This is a genomic window from Janthinobacterium sp. SUN118 (assembly GCF_030397695.1).
Classification (GTDB): Bacteria; Pseudomonadota; Gammaproteobacteria; order Burkholderiales; family Burkholderiaceae_D; genus Janthinobacterium.
On the sequence record NZ_JAPUBV010000001.1, the window covers coordinates 1002046 to 1022900 of the forward strand.

Here is a 20855-nt window from a genome sequence, read left to right on the forward strand (position 1 = left end):
ACCTATCTATTTCGTGAGTGCAGCAAGTCCTTGACTGTATCCAAGAGACCGTCCGCCACTTTTTCAGAGTTGACCTGGAACTGGCCGTCGGCGATCGCCAGCTTGATGCGTTCGACTTTTTTCGTGTCGAACACGGCGCCGCTGCCGGCAGTTGCACTGGCCGCTAATGCCTGTCCTTGCGGCGACAGGCGTACATTGTCCGACGTCGTCGGTGTTGCTTGCGCTTTCTCGGCATTGCGGGCACCCGAGGTATTCGCGGGCGCTACCGGCAGGCCGGGATTGCTTTTAATGGTGTTGTCGGTAATTTTCACAGCGTGATCCTCGTCTGGTCGAAGTCAAAAAACTCCGGGATATGTGTCATTATCGGCACCTTCTTCCGAAACTTTAGTGCGCCAGACCACAATATCGCTGTCCATCCGTATCTAGAAAGCCACCTCCACCAGGCCGCCGGCGCGCGCCACGCCGCTGATCTGCTGGCCGCCCTGGGTGCGTACCTGCACCACCTGGCCGTCGCCGGCGCTGCCGATGGCGCGTCCTTCTGATGCCACCTGGAAACCATTGCCACTGGAAACGACACGCACCAGCTGGCCCTGCATCACCACGGGCTTGCGGCGCAGGGTGTCGAGGCGCATCGGCGTACCCGGCGGCAGCGAGATATTCGTGCTGGCGCCCACCACCTGGGCCATGTCGGTGGCGATGCCTGCCGGCAATGCCGCCAGGTCGCCCTGCATCGTCACCAGCTGGCTGGCGTCGATGGCCTGTCCCTGCGCCAGCGGCACGGCGCTGGCCACGTAGTCGCCGACGACGGCCACGTTCGCCTGTAGATAGATGGTCCAGTTGGCCGGCGCCGTGCAGCGCACGCCGACGGTGGTCTTGCCCCAGGCGCGCGCGCCGGGGGCCATGAACGCTTGCGGCGCGGGGCAGGCGGCCAGGTTCAGGCGCGGATCGACGGCGCCGACGGTGACCGTCACCTTGCCGGGCAAGCCATTGCTTTGTACCTGCAGGAATTGCTCCACGCTGTCGCGCAGTGCTTCCGGCGTCTGGCGGCCGGCGTTTTGCGCCTGCGCCAGCGGCGCGGCGGCGGCCAGTGCGGCGGCAAGGGCGAGAAGGAAAGCAAGCGGTGTTTTCATGGTGATAGGCCTCTGGAATATTGCCATGATAGGGCGCGGCGGCCCGTTCGAAGCGCGGATTAGGGGGTAAAAGTGCGGTCTGATCCGGCGATGGTCTTGCCGGTGGGCACCGTACTATGTTTCCTGTCATCACTATACCGCCATCCTTCCGCCATCTCGGGCGCCAGTGGCAGATCTTTCCGGAGCCTGACATGATAGGGAAACTCGACGATTACATGCGCTTCAACGAGACGGCGCTGAGCCTGCGCTCGACGCGCCAGGAATTGCTCGCCTCGAATATCGCCAATGCCGACACGCCCAACTACAAGGCGCGCGACGTCGATTTCGCCAGCGCCCTGAAAGGGGCGATGGCGCGCAAGGATGGCGTGCCGCCCGCCCTGAAGGGCACGGCGCCGCAGCATATGCCGGGCAAGGGCGTCGCCGCCGCCGTGGAGGGCAGCGCGGGCGGCAAGGTCGAGACGCTGGCCGACGGCACGCCGCTGCTGTACCGCGCGCCGGCCCAGGGCGCCGTCGATGGCAATACGGTCGACATGGACCTCGAGCGCAATGCCTTTGCCGACAACGCCATCCGCTACGAGGCCGCCGTGACGTTCCTCAACTCGCAGATCAAGGGCATGCTGACGGCCATCCAGGGAGGGCAATAATCATGTCGCTATTTAATATCTTCAATGTTTCCGGTTCGGCCATGAGCGCCCAGGCGCAGCGCCTGAATACGGTGGCCAGCAACCTGGCCAATGCCGACAGCGCCACCAGCGCCAGTGGCGAAGCCTACCGCGCCAAGCAGGTGGTGTTCGAAGCCGTGCCCATGGCCAATGGCGCCACGGCCGTCAAGGTGCAGAAGGTGATCGAAGACCCGTCGCCGATGAAGCTGGTCTACGACCCGAAGAATCCGCTGGCCGACGAGAAGGGCTACGTCACCATGCCCAACGTGAATACGGTCGACGAGATGGTCAACATGCTGTCGGCGTCGCGCTCGTACCAGACCAACGTGGAAACCATGAACGCGGCCAAGTCGCTGCTCCTGAAAACCCTCACCATCGGCCAATAAGGCTGACTGACCATTATGGCAACCATCGATACCAGCAACACCGTCACCACCGACCTGATGGCGACGATGAATCCGAAGAAGACCACGGCCGATCCCGGCAGTGTGGAAGCGGAAACGAACAAGTTCCTGACCCTGCTGGTCACCCAGCTGAAGAATCAGGATCCGATGAACCCGCTCGACAATGCGCAGCTGACCAGCCAGCTGGCGCAGCTGTCCACGGTGACGGGCGTCAACAAGCTCAACACGACCCTGGAAACCCTGAAAGCCAGCTACCAGCAAGCCGAATCCATGCAGGCGGCCAACATCATCGGCCACGGTGTGTTGACGGCAGGCAAGGATATCAACCTGAGCAAGAGTGCCGCCCTGCTGGGCGTGGACCTGGCCACGCCGGCCGACAAGGTCAAGGTCATCATCTACAAGGATGGCAAGGAAGTCCACTCGATCGACCTGGGCGCGCAGGCGGCGGGCACCTTGCCGCTGGGCTGGAACGGCTCTACCGCCGATCTCGACAAGGACGGCAAGAACATCGTGCTGGCCGACGGCGCCTACACCTTCGCCGTGGAGGCCTCGCGCGGCGGCACCAAGCTCAAGGATGCGACGGCGCTGATGTTCGGTTCGGTCGCCAGCGTGTCGACGGGCGCCGGTGGCGTGAAATTGAATGTGCCGGGCGTGGGCAGCATCACCATGGCCGACGTGAAACAGATTCTGTAAGCCGCTTCCCCTTAGCGTGACCCTCTACCCCTAATTTCTACCAGGAGAACACAATGTCTTTCCAACAAGGCCTGAGCGGCTTGAATGGCGCCGCCAAATCGCTGGACGTCATCGGCAACAACATCGCCAACTCGTCGACCGTGGGTTTCAAGCAATCGCAGGCGCAGTTCGCCGACATCTATGCCAACTCGCTGTATGGCGTGGGCGGCAACCAGGCGGGAATCGGCGTGTCGGTTTCGCAAATCGCCCAGCAATTTAATCAGGGTAACCTGGAATCGTCGTCGAATCCCCTCGACATCGCCATCAATGGCGGCGGCTTCTTCCGTACCAGCGTCAACGGCGCCATCCAGTATTCGCGCAACGGCCAGTTCCAGGTCGACAAGAGCGGCTTCATCGTCAACGCCCAGCTGGCGCAGCTGACCGGCTATCCGGCCGACGTCAACGGCAAGATCGTCGCTGGCGCCGTCGTGCCCCTGCAGATCGACCAGTCGGACATGAAGCCGCAGGCAACGACCAAGATCAGCACGGAAGTCAACCTCAATTCCAATACGGCGATGCCGACCACGGTGCCGTTCAAGTCGACGGACGACACGTCGTACCACAAGTCGTTTCCCGTCGAAGTCTTCGATTCGCTGGGCAATTCCCACAATATGTCGAATTTCTACGTCAAGACGGGCACCAACACCTGGGATGTCTACTCGGCCATAGACGGCACGGAAGTGACGAGCATGAAGGCCGCGGCCGCCCTGCAGACGGACCCTGCCTCGCTGGCTGCGCGCGCCGCCTACCAGGCCGCCGCCACGGCCGTGCCGCTGGTGCCGGCCAATGTGACGGCCGCCGCCGTCGCCTATGGCAATGCAGCCGGCGCCGCCGTCTCGGCCGCCGCCGCCGCCGCGGGCGCCACGCCGGCGCAACTGGCCGCCATCGCCGCCACCTACGGCAGTGCCGTGCCGAATGGTGTCAACTCGAGCCGCACGCCGGACCAGATCGATGAAGCCATCCGCGCCGTGACCGTGGTGCCAGCCGTCAAGACCGGTTCGCTGGTCTTCAACACGGTCGGCAGCCTGGACCGGGCCGCCATGCTGGCCCTGACGCCGCCGCAAACCTTGCCCGTCACCGTCAACCTGCCGATCTTCCCGGCCACGGGCGCGAATGCGACCCTGTCGGTCCAGGTCGACTTCACCAAGTCCACCCAGCTGGGCACCGTCACGGCGGAAAAGAAAACGGAAGCGGACGGCTACAAGGCCGGCCAGCTGAGCCGCTTCGTCGTGGGTGACGACGGCGTCATCCAGGGCCAGTACAACAATGGCAAGACGCGCGCCCTGGGGCAGGTAGTACTCAGCAACTTTACCAACCCGAACGGCCTGCAGCCGCTGGGCAACAACGCCTGGGTGGAAAGCTCGGCTTCGGGCAAGCCCATCACGGGCGAGCCCAAGACGGGTACCCTGGGCAATTTGCGTGCCTCGGCCGTGGAAGTGTCGAACGTCGATTTGACGGCGGAACTGGTCAACATGATCACGGCGCAGCGCGCCTACCAGGCGAATGCGCAGACCATCAAGACGCAGGATTCGGTCCTGCAGACGCTGGTGAACCTGCGTTAACGTGGGGGCGCCTCGTTAAGCTGCTGCGCGTTTCACTACCGGGCCGACGTTGCTCGCTGTACCTCCGTACAGCTGCGCTACTCAACCCGGTATTGAACCGCTCGCTACGCTTCCCGAGGCACTCTCGATGTTGCAGTAGTACCGGGGTCTGACCCCAGCTTTCGTTTTGTACGGAGAAACACATGGACCGTCTCATCTACACCGCCGGCTCGGGCGCCAAGCACATCCTGGACAAGCAGGCGACCACCGCGAATAACCTGGCGAACGCCACCAGCACGGGTTTCCGCGCCCAGCTCGACTCGTTCCGCGCCGTGCCCGTGGTGGCCGACGGCATGATGCCGACGCGCGCCTTTGTCGTCGACTCGACGGTCGGCTCCGATTTCACGCAAGGTCCCATGCAGCACACGGGCCGCGCGCTCGACGTGGCCGTGGAAAACGGCGGCTGGATCGCCGTGCAGTCGGCCGACGGTTCCGAAGCCTACACGCGCAACGGCAGCCTGAAACTCAATGAAAACGGCATGCTGCAGACGCAGGCCGGCCTGATGGTGCAGGGCGATACGGGGCCCATGGCGATACCGCCCGGCGTGACGGTGGCGATTGCCAGCGACGGCACGGTGGGCACGATTTCCACCGACGTGCCGCCCGGTCCGTCGACGGTGCTGGGACGCATCAAGCTGGTCAATCCACCCGAGCAGCAACTGGTGCGCGGCGACGACGGCCTGTTCCGCCTGAAGGATGGCGCCGTCGCCCAGGCCGACCAGGCCGTCAAATTGACGACGGGCGCGCTCGAGGGCAGCAATGTCAGCCCCGTCGACTCCATGGTCAGCATGATCGCCCTGGCGCGCCAGTTCGAAACGCAAATGAGCCTGTTGAAGAATGCCGAGAATAACGCGGCGAAAGCCACCCAGATCCTCGCTTTGAATTGATGGGGGCAGCCGCATAATGGTCACATAGAAATAGTCTACAGGGCTGACTAGCGCTGTTATTGGAGAAAAATCATGATTCGTTCCCTTTGGATTGCCAAGACCGGCCTGGAAGCGCAACAGACGCAGATGGACGTGATCGCCAATAACCTGGCCAACGTCAGCACCACGGGCTTCAAGAAGTCGCGCGCCGTGTTTGAAGACTTGCTCTACCAAAATGTCCGCCAGCCGGGCGCGCAGTCCTCGCAGCAAACCCAGCTGCCATCGGGCTTGCAGATCGGTACCGGCGTGCGCACGGTGGCCACGGAACGCATCCATACCCAGGGCAATCCCCAGGCCTCGGGCAATTCGCGCGACGTGATGGTCAACGGTACCGGTTTCTTCCAGGTGCTGATGCCGGACGGCGCCACCGCCTACACGCGCGACGGCTCGTTCCAGACCGACAGCAACGGCCAGCTGGTCACTTCCGAAGGCTTCGTCATCCAGCCCGCCATCACCGTGCCGACCAATGCGCTGAGCCTGACCGTGGCGCGCGACGGCACCGTTTCCGTCACCCTGCCCGACACGGTGGCGCCATCGCAGATCGGCTCGCTGCAGCTGACCACTTTCGTCAACCCGGCCGGCCTCGAGTCGAAAGGCGAAAACCTGTACATGGAAACGGGCGCGTCCGGCGTGGCGCAGACCAATACCCCGGGCACCAACGGCGCCGGCGTGCTGATGCAGGGCTATATCGAGACGTCGAACGTCAACGTGGCCGAGGAAATGGTCAACATGATCCAGACGCAGCGCGCCTACGAGATCAACAGCAAGGCCATCACCACATCCGACCAGATGCTGCAGAAGCTTTCTCAGCTTTAATTTTTTTTAGTCGTCATGCCATCCGCCGCCGGATGGCAGCGGAGGTTCGTCATGCAATACCCCCTCATCGCCGTCTTGTCCGCAGTCCTGTTGTCCGGCTGCGCCATCACGCCCACCTCGATCGTGCAATACCCGACCACCACGCGCGCGCCGATGCCGGAACCCGTGGTCGTCAACAATGGCTCGATCTACCAGCCGTCGACTTACCGTCCCGCCTTCGAAGACCGCCGCGCGCGCCATGTGGGCGACACCATGACCATCGCCATCACCGAGCGCACGAACGCCGTCAAGGCGGGCGCCAGTTCCGGCAACAAGTCCGGCAGCGTGGGTTTCAGCACGCCCGGCTTCGCCCAGGGCCGCCTGGGCGGCACGGTTTCGGCGAATGGCGCGACGAAATTTGCCGATGGCGACAACCAGTCCGCCAGCAACACGTTTTCCGGCGTGATCGGCGTGACGGTGATCGAGGTATTGCCAAACGGTAATTTGATCGTGGCGGGCGAAAAGCAGATCGCCATGAACAAGGGCACGGAATTCATCCGCTTCTCGGGCATGGTCAATCCGGACACCATCGGCACGGGCAACGTCGTGCCGTCGACCCAGGTGGCCGACGCGCGCGTCGAATACCGCACCAACAGCCAGATCGACCGCGCCGAAATGGCCTCGATGGCGTCGCGCTTCTTCCTCAGTCTGTTGCCGTTCTGACCATGGCCACGTTTACCTTCCCCCGCCTTTTACTCGTCTGTGGCCTGGTTGGCGCCCTGCTGGCGCCCGTGGCGCAGGCCGAGCGCATCAAGGACCTGGCCAGCATCGCCGGCGTGCGCCAGAATCAGCTGATGGGCTATGGCCTCGTCGTCGGCCTCGACGGCAGCGGCGACCAGACCACGCAGACGCCGTTCACCATCCAGAGCGTGGCGGCCATGCTGCAGCAGCAGGGCGTCAACTTGCCGCAAGGCACGAGCTTGCAATTGAAGAACGTCGCCGCCGTGATGGTGACGACGGCCTTGCCCGCGTTTGCCCAGCCGGGCCAGTTGCTCGACGTGACGGTGTCGTCGATGGGGAACGCGAAAAGCTTGCGCGGCGGCACTTTATTGATGACGCCGCTGAAGGGCGCCGACGGCCAGGTGTACGGCATGGCGCAGGGCAACGTGCTTGTGGGCGGCGTGGGCGCGCAGGCGGCCGGCAGCTCCGTCGTCATCAACCACCTGAGCGTGGGGCGCATCTCGGGCGGCGCCACCGTCGAGCGCGCAGTCGCCTCGGCGCTGGGCGCCAACAACACGATCCGCCTGGAATTGAACGCCACCGATTTCGCCACGGCCAGCCGCGTGGTCGACGCCATCAACAGCCGCTATGGCGCCGGCACGGCCGCCGCGCTCGATGGGCGCGTGATCCAGGTGCAGTCGCCGGGCGGCAGCGACCAGCGCGTGGCGTTCCTGGGCCAGCTGGAAAGCATCGAAGTCAACCCGGCCCGCCTGGCGGCCAAGGTCATCATGAATGCGCGCACGGGCTCGGTGGTGATGAACCAGTCCGTGACCCTGGAAACATGTGCCATTTCGCACGGCAACCTGTCCGTCACCATCAATGTCGAGCCGCAGGTGAGCCAGCCGGCACCGCTGTCGGGCGGGCGCACGGTGGTCACGCAGACGGCGCAGATCGATATCAAGAAGGAACCGGGCAAGGTCATGCTGGTCAAGGGCGGCGCCTCGCTGTCCGACGTGGTGAAAGCCCTCAACGCCATCGGCGCCTCGCCGCAAGACTTGCTGGCCATCCTGCAGGCGATGAAGGCGGCCGGTTCGCTGCGCGCCGAACTTGAAATCATTTGATGGACACGCCATGATCAGCCAAACCGACCTCAGCAATACCGCCGCCTATGACGTGAAGGGCATGGATGGCTTGCGCCAGTCCGCCAAGGCGCGCGACCCCGCCGCCCTGAAAGAGGCGGCCACGCAATTCGAAGCCATGTTCATCAACATGATGATGAAAAGCATGCGCGACGCCACGCCGCAGGACGGCATCATGGATAGCCAGCAAAGCAAGATGTACACCTCGATGCTGGACCAGCAGACGAGCCAGAACCTGGCCAAGCGCGGCACGGGCCTGGCGGACGTGCTGATCCGCCAGCTGTCGTCGTCGAACCAGGCGCTGGCCGCCGATGGCGCCGAAGCGCCGTCGCCCCGTTCCTCGAGCATGGCGCAGGCGCTGGCCGCCTTCCGCCAGCAGCAGGGCGCGCTCACCGAGGGCGCGAGCGGTGCCACGGGCGGCAAGACCCTGAGCGACAAGGCCAACGCCACGCAGGCGCCGCACGTGCGCGCGTTCCAGGAAAAGCTGGGCGCACATGCGGAAGAGGCCAGCCGCGCCACCGGCATCCCGGCCAAGTTCATGCTGGGCCAGGCGGCGCTGGAAACGGGCTGGGGCAAGCGCGAAATCATCGCCCGCGACGGCAGCAGCAGCCACAACCTGTTCGGCATCAAGGCGTCCGGCGACTGGAAGGGCAAGGTCACGGAAGCCGTCACCACCGAATATGTGAATGGCAAGGCGCAGCGCAAGGTGGAGAAATTCCGTGCCTATGACAGCTATGCGGACAGCTTCAAGGATTACGCGCAGTTGATTACAAACAACAAGCGCTATGAAAAAGTGCTGGCCAGCGCCGGCGACGCCAGCACGTTTGCCCACGGCTTGCAAAAGGCCGGCTATGCGACGGACCCGAATTACGCTGCCAAATTGACAAAAATTATCAAGAATTCGCTGGTTGGTTAAGCCGCCGCCATATCCTGTGCAGGTCGCGTGCTTCAAGTTTTCGCTGCGGCTGCCGTAAATACTTTTGAGGGTAACCAATAAGACACCATGACTTCGAATCTACTCAGCATCGGTAAGAGCGGTTTGCTTGCAGCGCAGGTGGGCCTGTCGACGACCGGGCATAACATCACCAATGCCAACGTGGACGGCTACAACCGCCAGGTGGTGCTGCAGCAGACGGCGCAGTTCAACAATGCCGGTTATGGCTTCGTGGGCAATGGTACGGAAGTGTCGCAAGTGAAGCGCCAGTACGACAGTTTCATGGCCGCCCAGGTGAACAATGCGCAGGCGACCACCAGTTCGCTCGATGCGTATTACACGCAGATCAGCCAGATCGACAACCTGCTGGCCGACCCCACGGCCGGGCTGTCGCCGGCGATGGCCGATTTCTTCAAGGGCGTGCAGGATTTCAGCTCGAATCCCTCGTCCGTGTCGTCGCGCCAGGCATTGCTGTCGAGCGCCAACTCGCTGGCCTCGCGCTTCCAGGGCCTCAGCGCGCGCCTGACGGAAATCGGCGACGGCGTCAATTCGCAGATCACCTCGAATGTGAAGGTGATCAATTCCTACGCCAAGCAGATCGCCGAGCTGAATAACTCGATCGCCAGCCTGAGCGTCAATCAAAGCAACCAGCCCAACGATTTGCTCGACCAGCGCGACCAGCTGATCACGGAGATGAACAAATACGTCAAGACTACGGTCCAGCCTGGCTCGAACAACACGATCACCGTGTCGATCGGCTCGGGCCAGCCGCTGGTGGTGGGCGACAAGAACTTTGAGTTGGCCGTCACGCCTTCGCCGACGGACCCGCAGCGCCTGGACGTCGGCTATGTCACAGGCTCTACCGTCACCAAGCTGTCGGAAAGTTCGCTGACCGGTGGCGCGCTGGGCGGCTTGCTGGAATTCCGCAGTGGCAGCCTGGACCGTATCCAGAATTCGCTGGGCAAGGTCGCCATCGCCCTGGCCGCCACGTTCAATGACCAGCACAAGCTGGGCCAGGACTTGAATGGCGACATGGGCGGTGACTTTTTCAAGGTGCCCGATCCCATCATCGGCGCCGATTACCGCAACAATTCATCGAGCACGACGGCGCTGTCGGCCAAGGTCAGCGATCCGACCAAGCTGACGGGCAGCGATTACGCCGTGAGATATGACGGCGGCAATTATGTCGTGACGCGCCAGAGCGACGGCGCGAAAACGACCATCAACCCGTATCCGCAAACGGTGCCGCAAACCATCGATGGCGTGGATTTCTCGATTTCGGGCACGGCCGCCGAAGGCGACAACTTCATGGTCAGGCCGACCGCCAACGGCGCTGCCGGCCTCGGCGTGCTGATTACCGACCGCAACAAGCTAGCCGCCGGCGCGCCGATCGCCACGGGCGCGCCCGTCAGCAACACGGGTAGCGGCAAGCTTGGCCTGGGGAGCGTGGACAAGGCCTATTTGACGCCCGGCAATGCGCTTACGAGCACCGTGACCTTGACCTACGACAAGGTCAGCGGCTCGCTGTCGGGCTTCCCGGCAGGCCAGGCCGTGACGGTGAAGGGCTTGAACGGCAGCAGCACCACGTATCCGGCCGGCACGGCGAACATTCCGTACACGGAAGGCGACAGCTTCAACTTCGGCGGCATCAACGTCAGCATGACGGGCGCGCCGGCGCAGGGCGACAAGTTCACCATTGCGCCGAACTCGGGCGGCGTGGGCGACAGCCGCAATGCGGCGCTGCTGGCGAGCTTGCAGACGAAGAATATTCTCGACGGCGGCAAGGCCACGTTCCAGGGTTCGTACGCGGAAACCGTCAGCTTCGTGGGCAACAAGACGCGCGAAGTCCAGGTCAGCGGCTTGGCCAGCCTGGCGTTGTTGCAACAGACGAGTACGCAGCAGCAAGCCGTGTCCGGCGTCAACCTCGACGAAGAGGCGGCCAACCTGCTGCGCTACCAGCAGGCTTACCAGGCGTGCGGCAAGGTCATGCAGATTGCCAGCACCCTGTTCGACGTGGTCATCGGTCTCGGACGTTAATTCTTCATTATTCAGATTCAGCGATTTAAGCGGCGGCTTGTAGCGCCGCCGCCATCAGGAAGGGCAGCATCATGCGCATCAGTACCAGAATGATCTATGAAACGGGCAGCTCCCAGCTGAATAACCTGCAGGGCGCGCTGAACCGCACGCAGATGCAGCTGTCTGCCAACCGCCGCAACCTGACGCCGGCCGACGACCCGATCGCCTCGGCGCGCGCGCTGGAAGTGACGCAGTCGCAATCGATCAATACGCAGTTCGTGACGAACCGCTCGAACGCCAAGAATTTCCTCTCGCAGGAAGAGCTGGCGCTGGCCAGCACCACCTCGCTGATCGCCGACGTGAAGGATCTGGTTTTGAAGGCCGGCAATCCGGCGCTCAAGGATATCGACCGCCAGAGCCTGGCGACGGAGCTGAAAGGCCGCCTGACCGACCTGTTGGGCATCGCCAACACTTCCGACAATGCGGGCGGCTACCTGTTTTCCGGCTACAAATCGTCCACTCAGCCGTTCAGCCAGACTCCGGGCGGCGCCACCTATGTGGGCGACCAGGGCCAGCGCGAGCTGCAGGTAGGCTCGGCACGCTACCTGGCCACCAGCGACTCGGGCGCGACCGTGTTCGAGAACAATCTGACGGGCAACGGCAAGTTCACCACGGCGCCCGATCCAGGCAATTTCACGCGCGGCGGCGCCGGCATCATTTCCGGCGGCACCGTCACCGATCCCACCAAGTTGACGGGGCACAAGTACTCGATCGATTTCCAGGTGACGGGCACGGGCACCGACGCCAAGACGACCTATACCGTGACGGACGTGACCCTGGGCCAGACCATCCCGACTCCGGCCGTGCCGGTGGCCTATAAGGCGGGCGACGCCATCAACTTCGACGGCCAGCAAGTCAATATCACGGGCAAGCCGGCCGACCTGGACAAGTTCACCCTGGAGCCGAGCGGCAAGGAATCGATCTTTACCACCATCACCAACCTGATCGGCGCGCTGGGCCAGCCGGCCACGGGCGACGCCGGCCAGGCGCGCCTGACGGCCAGCCTGAACGCGGCGCACAATATCCTCGACACGGCTTACGACAATGTGCTGTCGGTGCGCGCGGAAGTCGGTTCGCGGCTGAAGGAACTCGATACCCTCGACAGCGCCGGCGACGACCTTGACCTGCAGTACGCGAGCACCCTGTCGGGCCTGCAGGACTTGGACATGGTGAAGGCGATTTCCCTGTTCAGCCAGCAGCAGATCACCCTGCAGGCGGCGCAGAAGTCGTTCACGTCCATCTCGGGACTGTCGCTGTTCAATTACATCAGCTGAGCCATTCGTTTCAGTGCGGGTACCGGGGAGCCGGGGCAGGGAGTGCATCTTCCTCCCCGGCTTTTTTGCGTGCGCAGGAAAGCCATTCCGACAAGATGGCCAGGTAGCCTGTGCAGGCAAACTGTGCAGGTTACCTGTATATCTGTTATAGTAGAGCCTGTTGATCCACTACCCGCTTCCCATGCCTACTCCACAAGACGAACACGAACAAGTGCTGCAACTGGCCGGCGAATTGCGCATTCTCATCGGCAAGCTGCGCCGCCGCCTGCGCGAAGAGGCGCATCTGGGCGACGTCAGCATGTCGCAGGCATCCGTGCTCAGCCGTCTCGAGCGCGACGGCCCGGCCACCGCCAGCAGCCTGGCGCGCGCCGAAGGCATGCGTCCGCAGTCGATGGCCGCCACCGTGCTGGCGCTGACGGAAGCGCAGATGGTGACGGGTTCGCCCGATCCGGCCGACGGGCGGCAGACCATCCTGAGCCTGACGGACAGCTGCCGCGCCTGGATCGCGGCCAGCCGCGCCGCGCGCGAAGACTGGCTGGCGCGCACCATTGAAACGCGGCTCACGCCGCAGGAAGTCACCGAACTGGACAAGGCGGTGGCATTACTCAAACGTTTGGCGCAGTGATCCGCTGAACCATTCACCCCGACCCCGGCAAGGAGCCCGCACGCCCAGATGAAAAACACATTCCGTTCGCTACGCAATCCCAATTACCGTATCTGGGCCGGCGGCGCCCTCGTGTCGAATGTCGGCACCTGGATGCAGCGCACGGCGCAGGATTGGCTGGTGCTCAGCGAATTGACGCAGCACAATGCCAGCGCCGTCGGCATCGTCATGGCCTTGCAATTCGGCCCGCAGCTGCTGTTGCTGCCCCTGACGGGCATGGCGGCCGACCTGCTGGACCGGAGAAAATTGCTGTTGTTCACGCAGGCGGCCATGGGCTTGCTGGCGCTGGGCCTGGGCGTGCTGTGCATCAGCGGCCTGGTGCAACTGTGGCATGTGTATGTGTTTGCCTTCCTGCTGGGCTGCGTGACGGCCTTCGATTCGCCCGTGCGCCAGACCTTCGTTTCCGAAATCGTCGACGAGGAAGACTTGACGAACGCCGTGGCGCTGAATTCCACCTCGTTCAATGCGGCGCGCATGCTGGGCCCGGCCGTGGCCGGCTTGCTGATCAGCAGCGTCGGCAGCGGCTGGGTCTTCATCATCAACGCCGTCTCGTTTGCCGCCGTGATCGGTTCGCTGTTGCTGCTGCGCGTGCAATTGCTGCGCCGCGCGCCGCGCCTGAAAGCCACGCGCGCCAGCCTGGGCGAAGGTTTCCGCTATGTGCGCCAGCGGCCGGACCTGATGGCCATCCTGCTGATGCTGTTCCTGATCGGCACCTTCGGCTTGAATTTCCCGATTTTCCTGTCGACCATGTCGGTGACGGCCTTCCATGCGGGGGCCGGCCAGTATGGCGTGCTCAGCTCCGTGATGGCTTGCGGTTCCGTGGCTGGCGCCCTGCTGGCGGCGGGGCGCGGCAGGCCCACCCTGGCGCTGCTGCTGGGTGCGGCCGCGCTGTTCGGCTTTGCCTGCGCGCTGGCGGCCGTGATGCCCAATTACTGGCTGTTCGGCATGGTGCTGGTGGTGATCGGCATCGCCGCGCAAACCTTTACCACCAGCGTCAACAGCAGCGTGCAACTGTCGACGGCGCCCGCCATGCGGGGCCGCGTGATGGCCATCCTGTTGGCGATCTCGGCTGGCGGCACGCCGCTGGGCGCGCCCATCGTGGGCTGGGTGGCCGATACCTTCGGCCCGCGCTGGGCGCTGGGCATAGGCGCCCTGTCGGGGCTGGCGGCGGCCCTGGTCGGCGTGCGCTACCTGGTCAGGCATCACCAGTTGCGCCTGAATTTGGACCTGCGGCGCTGGCGCCTTGCGCTGAGCAGCGACCAGCCCTGAGCGCCGGTCTTACGGTGCGGGCAGCGGCGCTGGCTTGGCCGGCGGCGCGGGGCGCAGGGGATTCGGCGGCACGGGCGGCGGCGGGCGGTCGCGCGTGGCGAAGCCGCGCGGCAGCAGACGTGCCGTTTCTATGCCGCGCAGGAACATGTTCTGGAATGGCGTGGCCAGGTAGGGCAGCACCATGCCGATCACCAGCAAGCCCACGCCCAGGGTGACGGGGAAGCCGATACCGAAGATGTTTAGCTGCGGCGCGGCGCGCGTCAAAATGCCCAGTGCCACGTTGGTCAGCAGCAGGGCGGCGATGATGGGCAGAGAAATTTGCAGGCCGGAACGGAAGATTTCCCCGCCCCAGGCGGCCAGCTGCTGGAAGCCGCCGCCGCTGACCGGACTCGATGAAATCGGCAGGCTGACGAAGCTTTCCGCCAGCGCCGCCAGCAAGACCAGGTGACCGTTGACAGTCAAAAACATCAACGTGGCCAGCATGACGAGGAACTGGCTGATGGCGGAAGACCTGCCCTTGGTTTGCGGGTCGAAGAACGAGGCGAAGCCCAGGCCCATGGTCAGGCTGCTGATTTCGCCGGCCATCTCGATGGCGGAAAACACGATGCGGATGGAAAAGCCCATGGCCAGTCCCACCAGCATTTCCTGCGTCAGTATCAGCAATCCCGCCAGCGACATGGGGTCGGTGGCGGGCAGGGCCGGCACGGTGGGGGCGATGATCATGGCCAGCATGACGCCCAGCGAGACCTTGACGGTGGCCGGCACGGCCGCGTTGCCGAACAGCGGGGCGGCCGCGATCAGGCCAAGGATGCGGCTAAGCGGCCACAGCAGCGCTGCGAGCCAGGTGTTCAGTTCGATGCTGGACAGGGTCAGCATGGCAACGGTGGCTGCACTAGCCCACCAGGTTCGGGATGCCCGTGAAGACCTGGCGCATGTAGTCGAGCATGACGGACAGCATCCATGGGCCGGCCACGACGATGGCGATGAAAATGCCCACCAGCTTGGGGATGAAGGACAGGGTCGCCTCGTTGATCTGCGTGGCGGCCTGGAAGATACTGACGATCAAGCCGATGATGAGGGCGACCAGCAGCATGGGCGCGGCCACCATCAGCGTGATTTCCATCGCATGGCGGCCCAGGGTCATGACGCTTTCGGGTGTCATCGCAGTCCTATCCTAGTAAAAACTCTGTGACAGCGAGCCCAGCAGTAACTGCCAGCCATCGACGAGCACGAACAGCATCAGCTTGAACGGCAGCGAGATCGTCGCCGGCGACATCATCATCATGCCCATCGACATCAGCACGCTGGCGACCACCATGTCGATGATGAGGAAGGGGATGAAGATGGCAAAACCGATCTGGAACGCCGTCTTCAGTTCGCTGGTGACGAAGGCCGGCACGAGGATGCGCAGCGGCACGTCTTCCGGGCCTTGCAAGTCCGGCGCGCGCGACATCTTGGCGAACAGGGCCAGGTCGGCCTGGCGCGTCTGTTTCAGCATGAAGGTTTTCAGCGGTTCGACGCCCTTGTCCATCGCCTGCTGCATGCTGATCTTGTTTTCCTGGTAAGGCTGGTAGGCATCCGTATAAATCTTGTCGAACACGGGGCCCATGACGAACAGGGTCAGGAACAGGGCCAGTCCCACCAGCACCTGGTTCGGCGGCGCCGATTGCGTGCCGATGGCCTGGCGCAGCAGGGACAGCACGATGATGATGCGCGTAAAGCAGGTCATCATCAACAGCGCCGCCGGCAGGAAGGTGAGCGACGTCATCAGGATGAGCGTCTGCACCGGCAGCGAATAGTTCTGGCCGCCACCTGGCGCCGGCGTGCTGGTAAACGCGGGGATGCCCGGCTCGGCCAGGGCCCACAGCGGCAGCGCCAGCGCGGCGACAGCCAGCAGCCAGGTCAGCGGAGTCTTGATATCGCGCAATGCCAGCGCCTGTTTCGCCTGCGTCATTGCGTGTTTATTTCCCATTGCGCTTTTCGATGGTCTGTTTCAGCCATTCGGAAAAATTGGCGGCCGCGGGGCCGTTTTGCGCCGTCGCCAGTTGCGGCAAGTCGCCTTCCTGGCGCGGCATGGTGGCCAGCGCATTCACGCGGCCGGGCGAGGCGCCGACGACGATCCACTGGTCGGCCACTTCGATCAGCACGATGCGTTCGCGCCCACCGAGGTTGAGCGAGCTGACGACGCGCATCCGTGCATTGCCGCCCATGGCTTTCGGACCGTAGCGCTTCATGAACCAGGCCAGGCCGATCAGCAGGGCCAGCACGAAGACGAGCGCGAAGATGGTTTGCAGCAAGCTGCCGGCGGACGATGTGGGCGCCATGGTCATCGGCGCGCCGGGCGGCATGGCGGGCAGGGCGGCGGCAGGCGAGGTGGTGGCCGCAGCCGTAGCCGCAGCCGCGGGGACGGCCCCGGCTTGCCCGCTTGCGCCCTCGGCAGGCGTGCTGGCGACGGCGGCGCTGGCCGCCGGCGCTGCTGTCGGGATGGAAGCGGGTGCCGGCGCCGCTTGGGCAATGCAGCATGCCGCCACGAGCGGCAGCATGGTGGAAATCAACAGGCCAGGCTTCATTTATTGAGTTTTCGGATACGTTCGGACGGCGTGATGATGTCGGTCAGGCGGATGCCGAACTTGTCATTCACCACCACCACTTCGCCCTGGGCGATCAGGCAGCCGTTGACCAGCACGTCCATCGGCTCGCCGGCCAGGCCGTCGAGCTCGACCACGGAACCCTGCGCCAGTTGCAGCAGGTTCTTGATGGCGATCTTGGTGCGGCCCAGTTCGACCGTCAGCTGCACGGGGATATCGAGAATGAAATCGATATCGTTGTGCGTTTCCGACTTCGACGCCTGCTTGGAAAAGTCCTTGAACACGGCGGCGCTGGCCGCGCTGGCCGTATTGGCGGCCTGGTTCTGCAGCGCTTCGGCTTCCGCCTTGGCCTGCTCGGCAATGGCCGCGCCCCAATCGTCTTCCGCGCTTTGGTCGTCTTGGTTGTCAGACATGTGTTTCTCCTGTTGTACAGATGCGGGCCGCAGCGCGCCCCGGGTATTTATCTATTGCAATTATTTAATGATTGTTCATGTTATCGGCATTGGCCAGCAACTTTTCAACCTTCAGCGCATATTGTCCGTTCAACACGCCATATGTGCAATCCATCACGGGCACGCCGTCGACGGTGGCGGCGATCAGTTCCGGGATGTTGAGCGGAATGATGTCGCCCACCTTCATGTTCAGGATTTCATCGAACGACACGCGCGCCGTGCCCAGCGACGCCACCAGCTCGACTTCGGCGATCTGGATCTGCTGCGTCATCAGGCGGATCCAGCGCTTGTCCACTTCCAGCGCCTCGCCCTGCAGGCTCGAGGTCAGCGAATCGCGGATCGGCTCGATCATCGAATACGGCATGCAGAAGTGGATTTGTCCGGAAACGGAGCCCAGTTCCACCGTAAACGTGGAAGCTACCACCACCTCGTTGGGCGTGGCGATGTTGGCGAACTGCGTGTTCATTTCCGAACGGATATATTCGAACTCGACGGGGAAGACCGGCTCCCACGACTTGGTATAGGCTTCGAAGACGATATCGAGGATGCGCAGAATGATGCGCTGCTCCGTCTGCGTAAAGTCGCGCCCTTCGACGCGCGTATGAAAGCGCCCGTCGCCGCCGAACAGGTTGTCGACCAGCAAAAACACGAGGCCCGGATCGAAGACCATCAGGGCCGTGCCGCGCAGCGGCTTCATGTGTACCAGGTTCAGATTGGTCGGCACCACCAGGTTGCGGATGAACTCGCTGTATTTCGAGACGCGCACGGAGCCGACCGACACTTCCGCGCTGCGGCGCAGGAAGTTGAACAGCCCCACGCGCAGCAGACGGGCAAAACGCTCGTTGATAATTTCCAACGTCGGCATCCGGCCGCGCACGATGCGCTCCTGGGTCGCCAGGTTGTAGGTACGAACTCCCGTGACGTCTTCCGGCGCCTGCGCGTCGTCCTGGTCTCCGTTGACGCCCTTCAGAAGGGCATCGACTTCTTCCTGGGAGAGGAAATTATCGGCCATGGCTGCTTATTGAATGATGAATGCGGTAAATAATACGTCCGTCACGTCCTGCTCCGGCCCTTTGTCCTCGAACGGCTGGTTCACCTGGCCGATGATTTCCGCCGCCAGTTGCTGCTTGCCTTCCACGGTATTGAGTTCCGAAGCTTTTTTGCCAGACAGCAACAGCAACAGGCGGCTGCGCACCTTCGGCATGTTCAGCTTGATCAAATCCATTTCTTCGGGACTGCTCGCCTGCAGGGTAAACGCGATCTGCAGGTATTGCTCGCCATTTTCCGGCTGCAAGTTGACGGTGAAGGCATCGATGGGCACGAATACGGGCGGGCCCGCCTTCGACACCTGTTTTTTCTTGCTGGAACTGGTGTCAGCCTTGTCGGACTTGCCATGCAAGAAATACCAGGCCGCACCGCCACCGAGGCCGCCAGCCAGTAGAACCGAGGCCAGCACTATGATCAGAAGCTTCTTTTTTGACGCGCCGGCCGGTGCCAGGGCTGCGTCTGCTTTCGGATCTGCTTTCATTTTTGGATTTGCTTTCAATGGTACTCGAGTGCATGGAAGTGGATCACGACGCCATTATGTCATTATCGGCAAATTCTGCGCAGAAGGATGCAGTGAAAAGAGGGCGGAAGCGCCCTCAACTCGATGTTTCTGCACGAAAAGTTCCAGCGCGGGCCGCCGCTGTGGCCTGCGGGCGACGAATTGCCGCTAGGCGAAGGTATCCACGGCGCCCAGGGTCGCCCTGCCGCGCGTGCCCGTGGCTGGCGCGATGGCGATCTCGCCGCCGGCGACGCCGCTACCCTGGCCATTGCCGCGGCGCCCGTCCGACGCCTCGCGGTTGCCATGGTTTTGCTGTTCCGGCGTGCCGGCCGAGACCGTGGCGCTGCCGAAGGCGATGCCCGCTTCGCTCATCATCTCGCGCAGGCGCGGCATGGCCGCTTCCAGCGCCTGGCGTACCTCGGGCTGGGCCGACATGAAGGCCGCGTCGGCCTGGTCATTGGTTACCGTCAAGACCACCTGCAAGGGGCCGAGGTCGGGCGGATTCAGGGTCAGGGTGGCGCTCTGGTCGCCGCCGGCCGCCATCCACACGACTTTCTGCCCCAGCTGCTGGTCCCAGGCCGGCGTGCCGACGCGGCCCGCCAGCTTGTCCGCCGGCACGGCTGCCGCCGCGGCCGCCTGTTGCAGCGCGCCTGGCTGCAGGGTCGCCGCCAGGCGGCTCAGGTCGGCAGGCGCTTCCTTCGGCAGTGCTTCGGTCATGGCGCTGCCCGCCTTGACGGTTGCCGCCAGCTGGGCGTCGATGGCCAGCTTGCCCGCCTCGCCCCTGGCGCCGGGCAGGCTGGCGCCAGGCTGCGCCGTGGTGGCCGCCTTGCCCTGGGCCTGGACCAGGCTGTCGGCGAAGTCGCCGCCGTCCGCTTGCGCGGCGGCCGCGGCCTTGCCGCCGCCCTGGCCAGCCAGTTGCAGGGCGGTGGCCGCCAGGCTCTTGCCGTCGGCCTTGACGCCGGTGCGCGGCGCCAGTTCCGGCGTCGCCTTGGCAGTCGCTGCCGGTGCCTGCATGGCCAACTGGATGCTGCCCACGAGGGCCAGCATCTCGGCGGCCGGGTCGGCTGGCGGCGGTACGGCAGCGGCGGCGGTGGCTGGCACGCTGGCCTCGGCCTCGCTGCCATCCTTGGCTGGCGGCGCGGGCGTCGTTGCTTCATTGGCGGAGCTGGCCTGGCTATCGGGCGCGGTGGTTTGTTCGGCTGGCTGCTGCACCGGCTTGGCTTCGCTGCCTGGTGCCTTGGCGGCCGGCGCAGGAGCGGCAGCCTGGGCCGGCGCAGGGACGGGAGCAGGGCGGGCCGGTGCTGTTTGCGCTTGCGCAAGATTGCGGCTGGCCTGGCGCTGTTCGATCTGGCGGTTCAGGGTGCGCTGGAAGTCGCCGTCGCTGCCGCCATTGGACGGCTGGGCGCGGTTGGCCGGGCCAGGCGTGGCATTCGGCGAGACAATCTGGGAAATCGGGTTTTGCAGGGTTTGCATGGTGCTGCCTCTGTGTTGCTTAGCGTTTGTAATAGGCTTGTCGAGCCGCGTGCTCATCCATTGCCTTCTGGTCGCGCTTGTTTTCCAGCTTCAGCGCCTGTTCCTGTGCCCGGTTGTTCAGGGTGGTGTACGACATGCGCTTGCGTTCGGCCAGTTGCCAGCGCATCTTTTCATTCTCGCTGCGCGCCTGCGCATGCTCGACCACTTGCTGCTGGCCCAGGATGGCGCTGTCGAGCTTGACCATGAAGGCCTGGAAGTTGCGGTAAGCCATGGGCGTGATGCCGTTGCTCATGCTCGCTTCGAAGCGCTTGGCATAGTCGTCGCGGTAGCCGGACAGCATGTCCAGCTTTTCGCGGCAATCGTCGAGCGCTTTCAGGGCCGCGCCCAGGCGCTTGGCGCAGTCGTCCGTTTCGCGCTGCGCAAGGTCGATCAGGGTGGCAAGTTGGGAAGGAGAGGCCATGACTGATTAT

At 63.9% G+C, this 20855-nt stretch carries 24 protein-coding genes; 13 read left to right on the forward strand and 11 right to left on the reverse strand.

Features of this window, described 5'->3' with window-relative positions:
- Window positions 1–2: 2 nt before the first annotated feature.
- On the reverse strand, window positions 3–311 hold the full coding sequence (flgM, locus tag O0880_RS04575; RefSeq protein ID WP_034754089.1) for a flagellar biosynthesis anti-sigma factor FlgM: 309 nt from the start codon (window positions 309–311) through the stop codon (window positions 3–5).
- Between the two features lie 111 nt (window positions 312–422).
- Window positions 423–1130 carry a flagellar basal body P-ring formation chaperone FlgA gene (gene flgA / locus O0880_RS04580; protein ID WP_289885275.1) on the reverse strand — a complete coding sequence of 236 codons (708 nt, stop codon included), beginning with the start codon at window positions 1128–1130 and terminating at the stop codon, window positions 423–425.
- A 191-nt stretch (window positions 1131–1321) separates the two neighbouring features.
- Between flgA and flgB the strand changes: the two genes are divergently transcribed.
- The 13 genes from flgB to O0880_RS04645 all read left to right on the forward strand — a co-directional run bounded on the left by flgB (window position 1322) and on the right by O0880_RS04645 (window position 14326).
- A complete protein-coding gene (flgB, locus tag O0880_RS04585; protein ID WP_289885276.1) occupies window positions 1322–1774 on the forward strand; it encodes a flagellar basal body rod protein FlgB in 453 nt (150 codons plus the stop codon).
- 2 nt (window positions 1775–1776) lie between these two features.
- Window positions 1777–2178: a flagellar basal body rod protein FlgC gene (gene flgC, locus O0880_RS04590; RefSeq protein ID WP_071322379.1), complete on the forward strand. Its 402-nt coding sequence runs from the start codon at window positions 1777–1779 to the stop codon at window positions 2176–2178.
- A gap of 15 nt (window positions 2179–2193) precedes the next feature.
- Entirely contained in the window at window positions 2194–2889 is a 696-nt protein-coding gene (locus O0880_RS04595) for a flagellar hook assembly protein FlgD (RefSeq protein ID WP_071322380.1), read from the forward strand.
- A 53-nt stretch (window positions 2890–2942) separates the two neighbouring features.
- A complete protein-coding gene (locus O0880_RS04600; protein WP_071322381.1) occupies window positions 2943–4490 on the forward strand; it encodes a flagellar hook protein FlgE in 1548 nt (515 codons plus the stop codon).
- 182 nt (window positions 4491–4672) lie between these two features.
- A complete protein-coding gene (locus O0880_RS04605) occupies window positions 4673–5416 on the forward strand; it encodes a flagellar basal body rod protein FlgF (RefSeq protein WP_071322382.1) in 744 nt (247 codons plus the stop codon).
- Between the two features lie 72 nt (window positions 5417–5488).
- Complete coding sequence (gene flgG, locus O0880_RS04610; RefSeq protein WP_071322383.1) at window positions 5489–6271, forward strand: flagellar basal-body rod protein FlgG; 783 nt, start codon at window positions 5489–5491, stop codon at window positions 6269–6271.
- A gap of 51 nt (window positions 6272–6322) precedes the next feature.
- Window positions 6323–6973, forward strand: coding sequence for a flagellar basal body L-ring protein FlgH (locus tag O0880_RS04615; protein WP_071322384.1), 651 nt, complete (start codon window positions 6323–6325; stop codon window positions 6971–6973).
- A 2-nt stretch (window positions 6974–6975) separates the two neighbouring features.
- Window positions 6976–8091 (forward strand): flagellar basal body P-ring protein FlgI, encoded by a 1116-nt coding sequence (locus O0880_RS04620; protein ID WP_289885277.1) that lies wholly within the window; start codon window positions 6976–6978, stop codon window positions 8089–8091.
- A 10-nt stretch (window positions 8092–8101) separates the two neighbouring features.
- On the forward strand, window positions 8102–9025 hold the full coding sequence (gene flgJ / locus O0880_RS04625; RefSeq protein WP_071322386.1) for a flagellar assembly peptidoglycan hydrolase FlgJ: 924 nt from the start codon (window positions 8102–8104) through the stop codon (window positions 9023–9025).
- 87 nt (window positions 9026–9112) lie between these two features.
- Complete coding sequence (gene flgK / locus O0880_RS04630; protein ID WP_289885278.1) at window positions 9113–11080, forward strand: flagellar hook-associated protein FlgK; 1968 nt, start codon at window positions 9113–9115, stop codon at window positions 11078–11080.
- Between the two features lie 71 nt (window positions 11081–11151).
- Window positions 11152–12393 carry a flagellar hook-associated protein FlgL gene (gene flgL, locus O0880_RS04635; protein ID WP_289885279.1) on the forward strand — a complete coding sequence of 414 codons (1242 nt, stop codon included), beginning with the start codon at window positions 11152–11154 and terminating at the stop codon, window positions 12391–12393.
- A 181-nt stretch (window positions 12394–12574) separates the two neighbouring features.
- On the forward strand, window positions 12575–13018 hold the full coding sequence (locus O0880_RS04640; RefSeq protein WP_289885280.1) for a MarR family transcriptional regulator: 444 nt from the start codon (window positions 12575–12577) through the stop codon (window positions 13016–13018).
- A gap of 48 nt (window positions 13019–13066) precedes the next feature.
- Window positions 13067–14326 (forward strand): MFS transporter, encoded by a 1260-nt coding sequence (locus tag O0880_RS04645; RefSeq protein ID WP_289885281.1) that lies wholly within the window; start codon window positions 13067–13069, stop codon window positions 14324–14326.
- Between the two features lie 9 nt (window positions 14327–14335).
- On the opposite strand, the gene fliR is transcribed toward O0880_RS04645, so the two are convergent.
- The 9 genes from fliR to fliJ form a co-directional block, all read right to left on the reverse strand.
- Complete coding sequence (gene fliR / locus O0880_RS04650; RefSeq protein ID WP_289885282.1) at window positions 14336–15202, reverse strand: flagellar biosynthetic protein FliR; 867 nt, start codon at window positions 15200–15202, stop codon at window positions 14336–14338.
- A 16-nt stretch (window positions 15203–15218) separates the two neighbouring features.
- Window positions 15219–15488, reverse strand: a complete 270-nt coding sequence (gene fliQ, locus O0880_RS04655) for a flagellar biosynthesis protein FliQ (RefSeq protein ID WP_071322392.1) — start codon at window positions 15486–15488, stop codon at window positions 15219–15221.
- Window positions 15489–15500: 12 nt separating this feature from the next.
- A complete protein-coding gene (gene fliP / locus O0880_RS04660) occupies window positions 15501–16199 on the reverse strand; it encodes a flagellar type III secretion system pore protein FliP (RefSeq protein ID WP_354669888.1) in 699 nt (232 codons plus the stop codon).
- 88 nt (window positions 16200–16287) lie between these two features.
- Window positions 16288–16896: a flagellar biosynthetic protein FliO gene (fliO, locus tag O0880_RS04665; RefSeq protein WP_289885284.1), complete on the reverse strand. Its 609-nt coding sequence runs from the start codon at window positions 16894–16896 to the stop codon at window positions 16288–16290.
- Entirely contained in the window at window positions 16893–17327 is a 435-nt protein-coding gene (gene fliN, locus O0880_RS04670; RefSeq protein ID WP_034754038.1) for a flagellar motor switch protein FliN, read from the reverse strand. The genes fliO and fliN overlap by 4 nt, the downstream gene beginning before the upstream one ends.
- A 64-nt stretch (window positions 17328–17391) precedes the next feature.
- Window positions 17392–18378, reverse strand: a complete 987-nt coding sequence (gene fliM / locus O0880_RS04675) for a flagellar motor switch protein FliM (RefSeq protein ID WP_034754035.1) — start codon at window positions 18376–18378, stop codon at window positions 17392–17394.
- Window positions 18379–18384: 6 nt separating this feature from the next.
- On the reverse strand, window positions 18385–18894 hold the full coding sequence (fliL, locus tag O0880_RS04680; RefSeq protein WP_289885287.1) for a flagellar basal body-associated protein FliL: 510 nt from the start codon (window positions 18892–18894) through the stop codon (window positions 18385–18387).
- 186 nt (window positions 18895–19080) lie between these two features.
- Window positions 19081–20385: a flagellar hook-length control protein FliK gene (locus tag O0880_RS04685; RefSeq protein WP_289885288.1), complete on the reverse strand. Its 1305-nt coding sequence runs from the start codon at window positions 20383–20385 to the stop codon at window positions 19081–19083.
- A 19-nt stretch (window positions 20386–20404) separates the two neighbouring features.
- On the reverse strand, window positions 20405–20845 hold the full coding sequence (fliJ, locus tag O0880_RS04690) for a flagellar export protein FliJ (protein ID WP_071322397.1): 441 nt from the start codon (window positions 20843–20845) through the stop codon (window positions 20405–20407).
- Window positions 20846–20855 lie beyond the last annotated feature (10 nt).

Excerpts from the sequence above, each read along its gene's own strand:
- O0880_RS04685 (WP_289885288.1), bottom strand. The coding sequence starts at position 20,385 with ATGCAAACCCTGCAAAACCCGATTTCCCAGATTGTCTCGCCGAATGCC.
- flgG (WP_071322383.1), top strand. The coding sequence starts at position 5,489 with ATGATTCGTTCCCTTTGGATTGCCAAGACCGGCCTGGAAGCGCAACAG.
- O0880_RS04600 (WP_071322381.1), top strand. The coding sequence starts at position 2,943 with ATGTCTTTCCAACAAGGCCTGAGCGGCTTGAATGGCGCCGCCAAATCG.
- fliO (WP_289885284.1), bottom strand. The coding sequence starts at position 16,896 with ATGAAGCCTGGCCTGTTGATTTCCACCATGCTGCCGCTCGTGGCGGCA.
- flgK (WP_289885278.1), top strand. The coding sequence starts at position 9,113 with ATGACTTCGAATCTACTCAGCATCGGTAAGAGCGGTTTGCTTGCAGCG.
- fliN (WP_034754038.1), bottom strand. The coding sequence starts at position 17,327 with ATGTCTGACAACCAAGACGACCAAAGCGCGGAAGACGATTGGGGCGCG.
- flgL (WP_289885279.1), top strand. The coding sequence starts at position 11,152 with ATGCGCATCAGTACCAGAATGATCTATGAAACGGGCAGCTCCCAGCTG.
- O0880_RS04595 (WP_071322380.1), top strand. The coding sequence starts at position 2,194 with ATGGCAACCATCGATACCAGCAACACCGTCACCACCGACCTGATGGCG.
- flgC (WP_071322379.1), top strand. The coding sequence starts at position 1,777 with ATGTCGCTATTTAATATCTTCAATGTTTCCGGTTCGGCCATGAGCGCC.
- flgJ (WP_071322386.1), top strand. The coding sequence starts at position 8,102 with ATGATCAGCCAAACCGACCTCAGCAATACCGCCGCCTATGACGTGAAG.
- O0880_RS04605 (WP_071322382.1), top strand. The coding sequence starts at position 4,673 with ATGGACCGTCTCATCTACACCGCCGGCTCGGGCGCCAAGCACATCCTG.
- fliL (WP_289885287.1), bottom strand. The coding sequence starts at position 18,894 with ATGAAAGCAGATCCGAAAGCAGACGCAGCCCTGGCACCGGCCGGCGCG.
- fliR (WP_289885282.1), bottom strand. The coding sequence starts at position 15,202 with ATGCTGACCCTGTCCAGCATCGAACTGAACACCTGGCTCGCAGCGCTG.
- flgA (WP_289885275.1), bottom strand. The coding sequence starts at position 1,130 with ATGAAAACACCGCTTGCTTTCCTTCTCGCCCTTGCCGCCGCACTGGCC.
- O0880_RS04620 (WP_289885277.1), top strand. The coding sequence starts at position 6,976 with ATGGCCACGTTTACCTTCCCCCGCCTTTTACTCGTCTGTGGCCTGGTT.
- O0880_RS04645 (WP_289885281.1), top strand. The coding sequence starts at position 13,067 with ATGAAAAACACATTCCGTTCGCTACGCAATCCCAATTACCGTATCTGG.
- flgB (WP_289885276.1), top strand. The coding sequence starts at position 1,322 with ATGATAGGGAAACTCGACGATTACATGCGCTTCAACGAGACGGCGCTG.
- O0880_RS04615 (WP_071322384.1), top strand. The coding sequence starts at position 6,323 with ATGCAATACCCCCTCATCGCCGTCTTGTCCGCAGTCCTGTTGTCCGGC.
- fliJ (WP_071322397.1), bottom strand. The coding sequence starts at position 20,845 with ATGGCCTCTCCTTCCCAACTTGCCACCCTGATCGACCTTGCGCAGCGC.
- fliQ (WP_071322392.1), bottom strand. The coding sequence starts at position 15,488 with ATGACACCCGAAAGCGTCATGACCCTGGGCCGCCATGCGATGGAAATC.
- O0880_RS04640 (WP_289885280.1), top strand. The coding sequence starts at position 12,575 with ATGCCTACTCCACAAGACGAACACGAACAAGTGCTGCAACTGGCCGGC.
- fliM (WP_034754035.1), bottom strand. The coding sequence starts at position 18,378 with ATGGCCGATAATTTCCTCTCCCAGGAAGAAGTCGATGCCCTTCTGAAG.